A 14,389-nucleotide genomic window follows, 5' to 3' on the forward strand; every position below is an offset into this window, starting at 1 on the left:
ATAAGAACGTGTGTTCGTAAAATAGACGAAAGGAACTAAAAAGGGATAGATTCACGGTGAAGTGAATCTATCCCTTATAGCAGGGGCAGGGTACTGCTTTTTCTCTTATTGTGCGGTTTTTTCCTTCGGTTTTTCCGGGGCCTGTTCAGACTGCAGGTCATTTAAACGGTGCAGCAATCCGACTCCGAAATCTTTAGAACCGTAATCAAGGTTTTCGTTGAAGATTCCTCTGGAGCTTTCATACGCCTGAGAACCATGTTCGGCGAAGTCCAGTCCGGCAATTTCTTCCTGACGGGAAACGCGGATGCCCACAACTGCTTTAATGACAGCCACCGTAGCAGCAGTTGTTACCATTGTCCAGGCAATGACAGCAAGTATGCCGACGGCCTGGATGCCAAGAAGGGATGCTCCGTCTCCGTATAGTAAACCGCCTTCGACAGCGAACAATCCGACGGCCAATGTCCCCCAGATTCCACAGATGCCGTGCACTGCGATCGCACCTACAGGGTCATCGATACGTACGACGCGGTCCAGGAACTGTACGGCCTCCACGAGAATGACACCGGCAATCAACCCGATCACAATGGCTCCGGCCAGGGAAACGTTTGCTGTGCCGGCTGTGATCCCGACAAGGCCGGCAAGGGCGCCGTTTAATGTCAGGGAGGCGTCGATACGTTTGAACTTCGCATACGAGTAGAAACCTGACCCGAGTACACCGGCAGAAGCGGACAGCAGTGTAGTTGCAATGACAGAAGGGACGAGGGAAGGGTCGGCAGCCAGTGTGCTTCCGCCGTTGAACCCGAACCAGCCGAACCATAGAATGAAAACACCGAGAGCGCCGAGAGGAATGTTATGTCCAGGAATGACATTCACGGTTTTTCCACTGTACTTTCCGATACGCGGTCCGAGGAATAGAACGGCCGTGACGGCACCCAGGGCACCCGTGAGGTGGACGACGGTGGACCCGGCAAAGTCTACGAACCCAAGTTCAGCGAGCCAGCCTCCACCCCATACCCAGTGGCCGACAACAGGATATATGAAACCAGTCATGACAATCGTAAGTAAAAGGTAGGATCCCAGTTTAATACGTTCCGCTACAGCACCTGAAATGATGGTTGCACAGGTAGCGGCAAAGACAGCCTGGAAGACGAAGAATCCGATTTGATCTTCCTGTCCGGATAATAGGAAGCCGTCTAGACCGATGAGGCCGCCTCCGGATGATCCGAACATGATGCCGTAACCAACAATGAAATAGAGAACAGCGGCGATCGACATCGTCATGAAATTTTTCATGAGGATATTCAAGGCGTTCTTCGAGCGTGTGAATCCGGATTCGACCATCGCAAAGCCTGCGTGCATAAAGAATACTAAAAAGGCGGCAATCATTACCCAGGCCATATCAACGGATTGAAGTACAGATTCAGCGGTTACGGTCGTCTGAGCGCTGGCGGCGACAGGAAAGCTGAAAAGAGCCAGCAGTGATAAAGGAATAACTTTCTTCATAAATGGATCGTCCTCTCCTATAAATTAAATAAGTGCCTGTTTGCCAGTTTCCCCTGTCCGGATCCGGAAGACCTCATCGATGGTGGATACGAATATTTTCCCATCCCCGACTTCATCAGTAGCGCAGGCTTCCAGGATGACATCAACGACAGAGCCGAGCTCGTGGTTCTCAATGACCATTTCAACCTTGACCTTCGGGTACAATTTAATTTCAAAACGGTTCCCACGGAAGATTCCTTCCTGACCTTTCTGTTGACCGCATCCAGCTACTTCTGAAACGGTAAGCCCCTTGACTCCGAGGGCGTCCAGCTGCTGCCGGAGCTCTTGGAAAGCTTCGGGACGGATGATGGCTTCGACCTTTTTCATAAGCTCATTTCCTCCTCATATTCATGTCAGGAAATATGACATGCGTAGTAGTTGTTATTTACTATATAAGAAATATTCTGAAAAATCAACACCTTTATTGTAAATATGTAAGGAAAGTTGACATGTTCGTGAGGGGAGAAAAAAGCCTGCCGGAACGCAAGGGTCCCCGGCAGGCTTTTCGGCAGGCTTATAAGTCATCAAATCCGTTCGTATCGGATACTTTTGTATATTGCCTGGATTTCTGTTCGAAGAAATCCGATTTTCCTTCATCCACGTCCTGATAGGCACGGATCCACTTGAATGGATTTGTATCCTGTTCAGGGTAAGGCTTATCCGTGCCAAGCATCCGGCACCGTTTGTTTGCGATATAGCGGATATAATCTTCAAGATCATCCATCGGTATGCCCGGAAACTGATCTCCGATAAGGTGGCGTCCCCATTTGATCTCAAGCTCTGTCGCAGTTTTGAACGTTTCTTTCGCGAATTCACGGTAAGCATCGGCATCAAGCTGAGGGTTTTCATTCAACGTCTCATTGAATATCCGCGTGAACAAGCTCACGTGAATCTGTTCATCGCGATTAATGTAGTTGATCATCGTACTGGTGGAGACCATTTTCTGATTACGGGCAAGGTTATAGAAAAAGGCGAACCCGGCATAGAAAAACAGTCCTTCCAGGACGACGTCATAGACGATGGATTTCAAAAAGGAATCCAGGGAGGGGTCATCAATGAAATCCTGATAGCCGTCGGTAATGAACTGATTGCGCTCCATCAGGACGTCATCGTGCTTCCAGTATTCAAAAATCTTTTCCTGTTCCTGCTGGTCTACGAGGGAGGACAGGACATAAGAGTAGGACTGGTTATGGACAACTTCCTGGAACGCCAGCACCTGCATGAGAGCGGACAAACTGGAATCGGTTAGATAATCCGAGATTTTTCCTGAGTAATCAGTCTGGACCGAATCCAGAAAAGCGAGCAGGCCGATAATCTTCTTGAACGATTCCTGTTCCTGGGCGCTCAGCTCCGGCCACTGCTTCAGGTCGTTGCTCATGTTGATTTCACTCGGAATCCAGAAGTTGGCGAGCATCGTTTTATACATCGGGTAGGCCCACGGATAGCGGGTGTCATCCCAGTTCAATATATTGGAGCTGCGTCCGTTGACGATTCCGGTGGACGCATTAGGTGCTTCGTGGTCGACTAACTTTCGTTTGTTTAATGTTTCCATAAGTCTTGGTCTCCTTTTTACGATGAGCAGCTTTCACAAGCATCAAAGTCTCCGGAACTTGAAGTGGAGCGGGTATAGTAAGTGGTTTTCAGACCGTTTTTCCATGCATCCATATGCAGCGCAAGCAGTTCCTTGGCCTGAATAGTATTTCTGACATACAGGTTGAAGGAAATGGACTGATCGATATATTTCTGGCGGATGCCGTTCTGGCGGATGCTTGCGTGCTGATCCACATCATAAGCGGATGGATAGTACCCGTAGGTTTCATGGTTCAGTTCGGGAGCTGTCACCGGGATTTTATAATTTTTCTTTTCTTCGGAGTAGAATTTCTTGAATACCGGATCAATACTTGCTGTACTGCCGGCAATTAAGGAGGTACTGGAGTTTGGCGCCACAGCCATCAAATAACCGTTTCTCATGCCTTGCTGGGAGACTTTCTTCTGCAGGGCTTTCCAGTTCCACGTGCCTTCCTGGTCAAACGACCGTTTAACAAAAAATTCTCCGGTTTCCCAGTCGGATCCCTCGAAATATGGATAGCTTCCTTTTTCAGCGGCCAGCTCACTGCTTGCTTCAATGGCGTGATAGGCAAGCGCTTCATATACCTCCGATGTATATCCGAGAGCCTCATCTGATTCCCAGTCCAGCTGCTTCTTGGCGAGAAGGTGTGCCCAGCCGAAGGTACCGAGACCGACGCCGCGGTAGGAATGGTTTGTTAACTGCGCTTGAAGGACAGGAATCGTATTTTGTTCAATGACATTATCCAGCATACGAACCTGGATGCTTACGAGGCGCTTCATAACGCCCGCAGGAACGGCACGGCCTAAGTTGACACTGGACAGGTTACAGACGACAAAATCCCCCGGGGTTTTTACCGAAATGATTTTTCCGTCCTCGACATACTGTTCCTCCTGCACAGTCGCTTTTTGATTCTGGGCAATTTCTGTACAGAGGTTACTGCAGTAAACCATGCCCTGATGGCTGTTGGGGTTCATACGGTTCACTTCATCCCGATAGAACATGTAAGGGGTCCCGGTTTCCAGCTGACCGATCATGATCCGCTTCATAATTTCAATGGCGGGTACTTTTTCCCTGGACAAATCAGGGTTTTCGATACAGGCCTGGTATTTTTCCCGGAAAGAACCGGCTCCTTTATGTTCATCAAAGTGGTCTTCCAGAGAAAAGCCCATAACCGTACGAACTTCGTGAGGATCGAATAAATACCAGTCCTCCCGGTTTTCCACCGCTTCCATAAATAAGTCGGGGATGGATACCCCTGTAAACAAATCGTGGGTGCGCTGACGTTCATCTCCGTTGTTCAGCCGGCTGTCCAGAAACGGGAAGATATCCTTATGCCATACGTCCAGATACACGGCGACCGCTCCCTGACGCTGGCCGAGCTGATCCACGCTGACCGCGGTGTTGTTCAACTGTTTCATCCATGGAAGGACCCCTGAGGAAACGCCTTTGAATCCACGGATATCGCTGCCGCGGCTGCGGATTTTACCTAAGTACACACCGATGCCCCCGCCATGCTTGCTCAAATTGGCAATGTCTGTGTTGCTGTCATAGATGGACTGGAGAGAATCATCGATGGTATCAATGAAACAGGAGCTTAACTGTCCATATCTCTTTCCGGCGTTGGAAAGGGTCGGGGTAGCAACGGTCATGTACAGGTGACTGAGAGCCCAGTACGCTTCCTTCACAAGAGAGAGACGCTTGTTTTCATCTTCCTGAGCCATTAAAACCATGGCAATAATCATAAAACGCTCTTGAGGGAGCTCGAAAATCTCCCCGGACTTACTTTTTGCCAAATAACGGTCCGACAGCGTTTTCAGACCGATATACGTAAATAAGTGATCCCGTTCCGGCGTGATAACCTGTTCCAGTTCATCCAGTTCTTCTTTTTTGTAATAAGTGAGCAGCTTGTGTGTGTAAATCTGTTTCTCGATCAACGTCTCAATCAAGCCATGAAAATTTTGATAGGCCTTCGTTGTGCTGCGGTTCCCTGCAGATGATTCGTACATACGGGTGAGCAGGATCCGGCTGGCCGCATAAGTCCAGTCCGGTGCCGCTTCATCTATTTCGGCGAGGCACTCGAGGATAAGGGCATCTGCCTGTTCATCATAGGGTTTGTCTGCGATCTGTGAAGACTGCTTTTCTAAAAAATCGTCCAGGGGAAGCTGAGGAAAGTCGTCCTTCCATTGTTGAATCTTGTTCGTCCAGCTTGTCGTCGTTAATGTGGCAGCCATAGTGTCACTCCTTTTTTTTCATAAAAAAAACCGCTCTTTGGGGGTGAGCGGATGAAACCATGAAACGAAAAAAAGGAAGAGACAAGGCTCTTTCATTTCATCGCTTCATCTTCTCAATCCCCGAAGAAGTTGAAACTGCGACGAATGAAGACAGGTCTCCTGGCTGACACTCGTTCTTACTCCGGTCCTTCCCGTGCGTGGCACAGTGGTTTTACCGTTTCGCGAGTGCTGACAGTTGCGGGGGCAGCTCCGGTTTTTCACCGGATTCCCTATTAAGCCTTGTGGCATCTTCGATTCGTTCATACTATATATAGTGTTTTTGTTGTTATTTAATAGCTTATCTAGTGTTTTTATCATAACGTGGGTGGATGAATCATGCAACTCTTTTCTTTTGGATGGTTGGTAGGATTCCCCTTTTTTCGATAAGGGAAACCAGTGAGTGGCGCGGTTTTATATACTATAATGAAAGTGGGAGAAAAATTTTTCAGGAGGGTTCAGAATGAGTGAAACATTTAACTGGCATAAGGAAGCAGAACGCCAATGGGACAGCCGTTCAGATATGTGGGGAGAAAAGAGCCGCACCATGTGGGAAGAGGGAAGCAGGAAGAGCATTGTCCCTTTTGTGAAAAAATATCTGCCGGCCGGCACAATTGCGGACCTTGGCTGTGGAGATGGATACGGTTCCTATATGTTATCCAAGGAAGGGTATGACGTGACAGGCGTGGACCTTTCCAAAGATATGGTGAACAAGGCCAATCAACGGGTGGACGATCATGCGCAGCTGAGGTTTGTGCAGGGCGATTTGGCGGATCTGCCTTTTGAAGATGAACAGTTCGATGGCGGAATGGCTGTTAATTCACTGGAATGGACAGAAGTACCTGCAGCGGGGCTGGAGGAAATGAAGCGGGTGCTGAAGCCGGGTGGACGCCTCTGTATAGGGCTTCTTGGCCCGACAGCAATGCCGAGAGTGAACAGCTACCGGAGGCTGTATGGGGAAAAGGTGATCTGCAATACGATGATGCCATGGGAATTACAGCAGCTGGCTGTTGAAAATGGCTGGGAAGTAATCGATGGAGAAGGCGTTTATAAAAGAGGGGTGGAACCTCACCTGCTTGCCGATCTTGATGAGGATTTGAAGCAGGCGCTGACATTTATGTGGCTGTTCATTTTGGAGAAAAAATAAACCGGCACCTATGAACAGGTGCCGGGAGTGTGGACTATAAATGCTCGTCAAAAGAGTTAAGGTTATCTTCGTCCGTTTCATCCCAAAGGAAAACGGCAAGCATCCGGTCCACTTCTGCAAGCTCATGCAGACCGGAATGTGTGGCCAGATTGTTGAAAATCAGCTCCTCTTTGTACTGACCGAAGGGAACAATCTTCTCCAGTCTGCTGACACTGGAAGAGTGGACGAGTCCATCCCAATGGTCTTCTTCCGGTTCCGTTCCGTTGATGACGCCCGCAATGGCAAGCACTTCAATTTCGGGCGGGAAGTTTTCCTTGTTTTCTTCCATCTGTCGGAGAGCTTCTGACCCGGGCTGGAGATCTGTGGTCGCCTCCCCGTAGTTGGACGCAAAGTAGCCTTCCTTTTTAATGCCATTGAACGGACTTGCAATGACGGCCAGTTTTTCGACCTTAGGCGCCGGCAGGTCGGACTCTGACATGAGGTACCCGGCAGAAGCCAGGCCGCCCATCGAATGACCGACTAGATTCACCTGCTGGATCTTATGTTCCGTCCGCAGCTTCTTCATCACCTGCTGAAGCCAGTACGTCTGGTCCTGGATGCTTGCCCGGTTGTTTTCGAAAAGTACCTGGACAAATGGGCGGGGTGTACTGGAGAAGTTTCCTTGAATCGATACCATACCGGATGCAGAAACATAAATGGTCATATGTTTTTTCCCCCATTGAAGGTTTTCCATCCGGTCTATCATCGACTGAAAGCTGCGCGGGCCGCCTTTATATCCATGTACAAACAATGTCGGTGTCAGCTCAGAGCGTTCCACCGGTTCAGAGCTGCTTGATTTTGCGCTTATAAAAAATATGAGAAGACCGATAAAAACCGAGCCTATGAAAATGAGGCTCCATTTTTTTGTAAACAGCTGCCGATTCAACACACTTCCTCCTGTTCCTTCTGTTAGATGATCGTTTCTTTTTATTTTAGCACAGACCCGGGTGGGCGCTGCGCATAGATGTACTATACCCCGGTGGTGTGAACTTCATGTCAATGATTTATCCCGGCACACTTTTTGGTTTACTTCCAATATTTCGGGGAAAACTGACTGTGAAATCAAAGAAATGAAAAGTGGAAAGGAGCATGACATTGAATCAGGAAGAATTGAAGCAGCAGATCCATCAACTGATGGATAATCATAAAGTTGGAACACTGGCTACGGTAAAGGACAGCAAACCGCACACCCGTTACATGACTTTTTTCAACGACGAGAATTTCACGTTTTTCACCCCGACGAGCAAAGAAACACATAAAGCGGAGGAGATCGAGGGAAATCCACACGTTCATATCCTTCTGGGATATGAAGGAGAAGGCTACGGCGATACCTACCTGGAAGTACAAGGGCAGGCGAAAATCCGCAGTGATCAGGAGATTAAAGAGTGGATTTGGAATGATGAGATGACACGATGGTTCGATGGCAAGGATGATCCTGAATTTGTCGTTCTTGAAATCCTCCCGGAAACAATCCGTTACATGAACAAAGGTTCCCATACACCGGAAACCCTGGAATTATAAGAACAACAAACAGCAGGCTGTCGAGCCTGCTGTTTTTAGGTTTCCAGCCCACATGGATCGTCTTCGTATTCAACTTCAATTGTTATGTGCTCCAGCTGGATGGATGTCAGTGTGTTTTTTACCCCTTCCTTAATGGAACAGATCTCCTGTTTCCCCGCATTTCCTGCCACGACTACGTGGGTGGAAAAAGCATGGTTTTCCCCATCAAGAGACCACAGGTGGGTATGATGGCTGGATAACACCCCTGGAAGGTCATCGATTTTTTTGATGATTTGTTTAAGGTCCACATCAGATGGAACAGCTTCCAGAAACAGCTTCATCGTTTGGACAAGATTTTTGACGACATTATACAAAATAAACAGAGTGATTCCAATGGAAGCCACAGGGTCCAGGATCGGTACGTCAAAGAACATCATGATAACACTGGCGATGAGAACAGCGATCCACCCGAGGACATCCTCAAGAAGGTGCCATGTCAGAACTTTCTGGTTCATGGAATCCCCGCCGCGCAGACGGAAAACGGCAGCTCCGTTAATGACGATGCCGAGAATGGCCACGGCCAGCATCCCCCCGGCATGGGGTTCAGGGGGATCAAAAAGCCGGGGAACGGCTTCGACGAATATGAAAATGGATCCTACGATCAGGACGATACTATTGATAAGAGCGGCCAGAAGGGAGAAGCGACGGTAGCCGAAGGAAAAGCTTTCGGATGTTCTTTTTTTGGAGAACTTCTGTAAAAACCATGCAAGGCCTAGAGAGAGCGAGTCTCCGAGGTCATGCAGCGCATCGGATAATATCGCCATACTATTCGTTAACAATCCGCCGATGATTTCAATTATGGTAAAAGCGAAATTCAGAAAAAAAGCGGTTTTGATTTTTCCGGTTGTCGAGTCTGCGTGATGATGATGGTGATGACCCATCCTTAAACCTCCCTTTATATGAATATATGTTCATATATTAAAAATAAGCAAAGAAGAAGAGGTTGTCAAACGATTTTCCATCGTTCCCCCTGAGGGGGGAGACTCCTCTTCTCCTGCCATGCCTTTCAGCCATCGACTGGGTAAAAACGTCGGTAGATATGGTAATAGTCAAGCTTATGCCCTGTCGTCATGGCGAGCCTCTCCATCTCTTGAAGCAGGAAGGTTTTGTCGAGTTCATAAATGACTTTCTCTTCAATGTGATCAATGGTATTGCAGGCAAATTCCCAAAGCATTTCGTGTTTGGATTCATCAATGGATTCAGCAATAGATGCGATTGAACCGACAAGGTCGGTAATAATCAGATGGTTGTCCCGGGCATAATGCCGGATATAGCCGAAACCCCGGTAGATGTAGTACTCAAAGGATTCGGAAAGCAGGATGACACGAACCTGCCCGTCCTTATCCATCAAGTAAGGGGTGAAGGTAATATAATCTTCGACGGTGAGCATCAGTTCTGACATGCGGTAAATGGTATTGGAAGCCGTTTTGGGATCATCATTGCTGATGGATTTGATCGCAATTTCGGCAAGCTTATGCATCCCCATCTGCAGGTCCTGCAGCTCCGTCTCCTTATAGCCGATGCTGATCATCCGGATGTATTTCTCCTTTTCGATATGATCAGCTCCAGGCCCCCAGTAGCTGATCAGTTCATTTCCCCGCAGGATATAATCACCGACCTGTGCTTTGAATTGAACGATAATGTTATCTTTCCGAGCTTCTTCGATCATCGTCTGGTAATCGACAAGCTGGACATATCCGGATTGAACAGCACTGATAGGGAACGTCTTTTCCTGATAATCCTCCAGCAGATTGTCCGGGTTTTCACAGCGGTGAGCTTCAAGGTCTTTTCGGAGTGTCTGATTGATGATTTTCTCCGATGACTGCTTCATGGAGTCCGTGATGTTATGTACCTGCATCCATGTTGTCGCATGGTTGATGAAGTAAATAAACGTCACAGATGAAGTAAAGGCCATGAGAATCGTAATGGTCGGGACGGCCACAAAATACTCATATTCGGTATTCCCGATGAAAAGGAATACAAGAAGCACGTAAACAAAGTTCCCATTAAAAATACCCAGAGCATGCTGGGTCCGTTTATCAGAAACAAAGTTAATAAGCATCCTTGGAGAGAATTGTCCGCTGAAAGTTGTAAGCACAACAAGCAGGGAGTTCAATGTAAAGGCACTCAATGTAAGAATTCCGCCGATCAGAGTACTGACGAGCATTCGTGTGATGTCGGCATTAATCCGGAAGAACTCATGTGTATATTGTTCCAGCTGAAAAGACAAGTCCAGATACAGGGTGGCTATGACGAAAAGAATCGAAGCGGCAATATAAATGAGCGGCATATACCAAATGGTCATTTGGATTTCATGTTTCCGCTGACGCTTCGACATCTCAAAATATTTACGTAAAGATATCGGGAGTATCTTCAAAAGCATGGGTGTTCCCTCCTTTTTTTGAGTGGAATCGTTATGAAAGAGACCATTTTATAATTCCCTTTCCTTCTTTTGTTAAAACCGTCATAATTGTAGGAAAATAGAGGGAGAGTGATCAGGAATGGACTTGAACTGGATGGAAAAAACGTATGAGCAGCTGACAAAGGAGGAACTGTACAGCATCTTGAAATTACGCGTCGAGGTATTCGTCGTAGAGCAGGAATGTCCGTATCCGGAAATTGACGGACGTGACCCCGAATGCCTGCACATCTGGATGGAGGATGAAGGAAGAGTGGCTGCTTACTGCCGGATCGTCCCCCCGGTTGAGGGTAATAACTCCTACAGCATCGGCCGTGTCATTGTACATAAGGATTATCGTGGAAAAGGAACGGCACGGAAGTTGATGGATAAGGCCATTCAAGCTGTCGAAACGAATTACCATACCGATCACATCTGGCTTTCAGGACAGGAACATTTAAGAGGGTTTTACGCTTCTTTCGGATTTGAGGAAATGACCGGCGTCTATCTTGAAGACGGCATTCCCCACGTGGATATGAAGAAGAATTTGTAAAGTGTCCAAATGTTTGAAAGGCATCCAGGCGGGAATGATAGCCCTGTATAGTTCCTGAATGGAGGTAATTGAGAAATGAGTCCACAAACATTTACGAAACAATATATCAATGGCCAATGGAAAAATGGCTCCAGTGAGAAATTTGTAGAGAATGTCAATCCATATACAGAGCAGTCCATCGCATCGATCCCGTCCGCCAACCAAGACGATTTGAATGAGGCATATGACGCGGCTGTCCAGGCGCAGGAAGGCTGGATGACAACGCTGCCTGCCGAGAAGCAGACGTATTTTGATCAGCTGCTTCACGTCGTGCAGGAGCGGAAAGAAGAAATCGTCGACTGGCTTGTGAAGGAATCCGGAAGTACGATCGTCAAAGCTGAAGTAGAATATCAGGCGGCTGTGTCCATCATCCGTGAATCCGCCAGTTTCCCGACGAGAATGTCCGGCTCAATTCTTCCGTCCAACACGCCGGGTAAGGAAAACCGGGTCTACCGTTCTCCTAAAGGGGTAATCGGCATTATCGGCCCATGGAACTTCCCATTCCACCTTGCTTTGAGATCCATTGCGCCGGCTGTTGCGACAGGAAATACGGTCGTCGTTAAACCAGCTTCTGATGCACCGGTAACGTCCGGCCTGCTCATTGCTGATTTATTTGAAGAAGCCGGCTTTCCGGAAGGTGTGATCAACGTTGTTGTCGGCCGTGGATCTGAAATCGGCGACGCTTTTGTTACTCACCCAGCCGCTAAGCTGATTTCCTTTACCGGTTCAACAGAAGTGGGCAGCCATATTGGAGAGCTGGCCGGTAAACACATTAAAGACACAGCGCTTGAACTTGGCGGGAACAACGCCATGATCGTCCTTGATGATGCAGATGTGGAGAAAGCCGTGCAGGCCGCTGCTTTCGGTAAATTCCTGCACCAGGGCCAGATCTGCATGTCTCTGAACAGAATCATCGTTCATGAAAGTGTTCATGATGCGTTCGTCGAGCAGTTCAAACAAAAAGTGGAAAGCCTGAAAGTCGGTGACCCTTCTGAAAAAGATACGGCGGTCGGACCATTGATCAACCGCGATGCTGTCGAGCGTATACAGGAAGATCTGCAAAAGACCCTTGATCAAGGGGCGGAAGTACTTACAGGTGGAGAAGCAGACGGAAATGTTCTGCAGCCGACGGTGCTGACCGGTGTCACCAACGATATGCCGATTGCCAATAATGAAGTGTTCGGCCCTGTAGCTTCTGTCATCAAAGTGTCTTCGGAGGAAGAAGCGATTACAGTCGCGAATGGTTCTCCTTACGGTTTAAGTGGGTCTGTTTTCACCCGTGACGTCCATCGCGGCGTTGAAGTAGCGAAGCGTGTGGAAACGGGTATGATTCACATCAATGACCAGTCTGTGAACGATGAAGCGCATGTCGCTTTCGGAGGAGAAAAAGAGTCAGGCCTTGGTCGTTTCGGTGGCGAGTGGGCCCTCGACAAATTTACAACCGTAAAATGGATCGGAGTCATGAATGGCTATCGTGAATATCCATTTTAATCAAATGAAAAGCCCGGACCTTTTTAACAAGGTCCGGGCTTTTTTTGGAATGATATCGTTGTGGGTTCTCCAGAACTCTTCTGCCGTCAGGAAGGCTGCAAAAGGATAAATAGTAGTGGAAAGGGAGGAGTGATGTTACAAATACTTCTCTATTTCCCATTTAGGGCCATGGGCAATTAACACGTTGAGTTTATCGGCATATTCTTTTGCATCTTCTTTGCGAGTAAATATCCGCTCTCTCCGGTCGATGGGATCCCTGAGGATTTCAATTACACTGCTGTCTTTTCGTATGAGCGCGTACATTCAAACCCCTCCTATAAGATATGTGTAATCTTTGTATAATATATATTTAAATCGATTTACAGTGAAAGTGCAACTTTTATTTTACGATAAAATCGAAATGATTAAGAAGAATTTCAACAAAAAACGCCTGTTCCTTGTAGAACAGGCGTTTTTGAGGTTTATTTTTCCGCGAATTTTTTGAAGCGTACAACAGCTTCCTTCAGTGTTTCTTCTGAATTATTCAAGCCGATACGCACATATCCTTCTCCACTCGCTCCAAACCCGATGCCGGGGGCCACAAACAATCCGGTTTCCTCAAGCAGGGCATCCGCAAAGGACTGGGAGGTATAGCCTTCCGGCACGCGCAGCCAGGCGAAAAATGAACCTTTGCACGGCTCTACATGGTATCCAGCCTCTTCCAGGCCGGATAAAAGGAGATCGCGGCGCTGCTCATACGTAGCTGCCAGTTCTTCTACACCAGTCTGGGAACTTAGGAGGGCTGTAGCAGACGCTTTCTGGAGGCCGCCGAAAATACTGCAGAAATAGTGGTCCTGGATGGTTTCGATGGCTTTAATAACGCTGGGGTTCCCAACGGCGAAGGCCACGCGCCAACCGGCCATGTTAAAGGTTTTGGACATCGTGTAAACTTCTACACCCACATTTTTGGCACCTTCCACCTGCATGAAACTAAGCGGTTTGACGCCGTCAAAACCGATGGCTCCATAGGCGAAATCATGAATCACGCAGACATCATGATTTTCGGCTTCTTTGATCGTTTCTTCGTAAAAAGCCTTGTCCGCTGTTGCCCCGGTCGGATTGTTCGGATAATTGAGGAACATAAGCCTGGCTTTTTCCCAGCTTTCGGCATCAATGGCTTCATAGTCCGGGAGGAAGTGGTTTTCAGCCAGCAGCGGCATCGGCTTCATTTCCGCTCCGACCATTTCGATTCCTGACCAATAATCCGGGTACCCGGGATCAGGCACGAGCGCGACATCTCCAGGATCAAGGAAGCACTGGCTTAACTCCACCAGGCCGGTTTTACTGCCGGGCATGATGGCGATCTCTGTTTCAGGGTCCAGGTCTACATCATACTCGCGCTTGTAAAACTCAGCGATCGCTTCCTTAAAGAACGGATATCCGTGGAAAGGAGGGTACTGATGAAATTCAGGGTTGTCGGCAGCTTCCTTCAAGGATTCAACAATGTGATCAGGAGTCGGCTGATCCGGGTTCCCCTGACCGAGGTTAATAGTGTCCCAGCCTTTATTTTCATAGGCATTTAATTTATCAATCAGCGTTGCGAAAAATTGATCCGGCAGACGCTGGATGGCTTTGGATGTTTGGAATTCTTTCATGGATGGTCACCTCAGACATATGTTTTTGGAAAAGTCGAACAAAAAGATAATATAGACAGTGTAACATGACGGAAGTTTGAGTGGGAACATTAATGGTAAAGAAGTAAAGATAGAAGGAACGTCTGCAAACAGGAAAAGGAGTGGGAAGA

At 47.8% G+C, this 14,389-nt stretch carries 13 protein-coding genes and 1 riboswitch; of the genes, 4 read left to right on the forward strand and 9 right to left on the reverse strand.

Annotation, left to right across the window (positions count from 1 at the left end; genetic code table 11):
- Positions 1-105 precede the first annotated feature (105 nt).
- From ACXAJH_RS18005 to ACXAJH_RS18020, 4 genes are all read right to left on the reverse strand, one after another.
- Positions 106-1,503, reverse strand: a complete 1,398-nt coding sequence (locus ACXAJH_RS18005) for an ammonium transporter (protein ID WP_474972256.1) — start codon at positions 1,501-1,503, stop codon at positions 106-108.
- 24 nt (positions 1,504-1,527) lie between these two features.
- The gene (locus ACXAJH_RS18010; RefSeq protein WP_474967134.1) at positions 1,528-1,869 is read right to left on the reverse strand and encodes a P-II family nitrogen regulator; all 342 of its coding nucleotides are present in this window, start codon (positions 1,867-1,869) and stop codon (positions 1,528-1,530) included.
- 187 nt (positions 1,870-2,056) lie between these two features.
- Positions 2,057-3,094, reverse strand: coding sequence for a ribonucleotide-diphosphate reductase subunit beta (locus ACXAJH_RS18015; RefSeq protein ID WP_474967135.1), 1,038 nt, complete (start codon positions 3,092-3,094; stop codon positions 2,057-2,059).
- A 17-nt stretch (positions 3,095-3,111) separates the two neighbouring features.
- Positions 3,112-5,343 (reverse strand): ribonucleoside-diphosphate reductase subunit alpha, encoded by a 2,232-nt coding sequence (locus ACXAJH_RS18020; protein WP_474994867.1) that lies wholly within the window; start codon positions 5,341-5,343, stop codon positions 3,112-3,114.
- A 133-nt stretch (positions 5,344-5,476) separates the two neighbouring features.
- Positions 5,477-5,650: riboswitch (cobalamin riboswitch) on the reverse strand.
- Between the two features lie 192 nt (positions 5,651-5,842).
- Here ACXAJH_RS18020 and ACXAJH_RS18025 point away from each other — a divergent pair.
- Positions 5,843-6,526, forward strand: coding sequence for a class I SAM-dependent methyltransferase (locus ACXAJH_RS18025; protein WP_474994869.1), 684 nt, complete (start codon positions 5,843-5,845; stop codon positions 6,524-6,526).
- Between the two features lie 34 nt (positions 6,527-6,560).
- Here ACXAJH_RS18025 and ACXAJH_RS18030 read toward each other — a convergent pair whose 3' ends face one another.
- Positions 6,561-7,451 carry an alpha/beta hydrolase gene (locus ACXAJH_RS18030; protein WP_474967138.1) on the reverse strand — a complete coding sequence of 297 codons (891 nt, stop codon included), beginning with the start codon at positions 7,449-7,451 and terminating at the stop codon, positions 6,561-6,563.
- 209 nt (positions 7,452-7,660) lie between these two features.
- On the opposite strand from ACXAJH_RS18030, the gene ACXAJH_RS18035 reads away from it, so the two are divergent.
- Positions 7,661-8,086 carry a pyridoxamine 5'-phosphate oxidase family protein gene (locus ACXAJH_RS18035; RefSeq protein ID WP_474970328.1) on the forward strand — a complete coding sequence of 142 codons (426 nt, stop codon included), beginning with the start codon at positions 7,661-7,663 and terminating at the stop codon, positions 8,084-8,086.
- Positions 8,087-8,121: 35 nt separating this feature from the next.
- On the opposite strand, the gene ACXAJH_RS18040 is transcribed toward ACXAJH_RS18035, so the two are convergent.
- The gene (locus ACXAJH_RS18040; protein WP_474994871.1) at positions 8,122-9,006 is read right to left on the reverse strand and encodes a cation diffusion facilitator family transporter; all 885 of its coding nucleotides are present in this window, start codon (positions 9,004-9,006) and stop codon (positions 8,122-8,124) included.
- A 125-nt stretch (positions 9,007-9,131) separates the two neighbouring features.
- Complete coding sequence (locus ACXAJH_RS18045) at positions 9,132-10,508, reverse strand: DUF2254 domain-containing protein (RefSeq protein WP_474972251.1); 1,377 nt, start codon at positions 10,506-10,508, stop codon at positions 9,132-9,134.
- Between the two features lie 118 nt (positions 10,509-10,626).
- Between ACXAJH_RS18045 and ACXAJH_RS18050 the strand changes: the two genes are divergently transcribed.
- Together ACXAJH_RS18050 and ACXAJH_RS18055 are read left to right on the forward strand one after the other, a co-directional pair.
- Positions 10,627-11,076: a GNAT family N-acetyltransferase gene (locus ACXAJH_RS18050; RefSeq protein WP_474990862.1), complete on the forward strand. Its 450-nt coding sequence runs from the start codon at positions 10,627-10,629 to the stop codon at positions 11,074-11,076.
- A 75-nt stretch (positions 11,077-11,151) separates the two neighbouring features.
- Entirely contained in the window at positions 11,152-12,606 is a 1,455-nt protein-coding gene (locus ACXAJH_RS18055; protein WP_474967142.1) for an aldehyde dehydrogenase family protein, read from the forward strand.
- A 135-nt stretch (positions 12,607-12,741) separates the two neighbouring features.
- Here the strand turns inward: ACXAJH_RS18055 and ACXAJH_RS18060 are convergent, their stop codons facing one another.
- Positions 12,742-12,909 (reverse strand): hypothetical protein, encoded by a 168-nt coding sequence (locus ACXAJH_RS18060; protein ID WP_474967143.1) that lies wholly within the window; start codon positions 12,907-12,909, stop codon positions 12,742-12,744.
- Between the two features lie 158 nt (positions 12,910-13,067).
- Positions 13,068-14,240, reverse strand: a complete 1,173-nt coding sequence (locus tag ACXAJH_RS18065; protein WP_474994873.1) for an aminotransferase class I/II-fold pyridoxal phosphate-dependent enzyme — start codon at positions 14,238-14,240, stop codon at positions 13,068-13,070.
- Positions 14,241-14,389: the final 149 nt, after the last annotated feature.

The sequence above is a fragment of the Halobacillus sp. ABD4_316 genome (genome assembly GCF_056161385.1).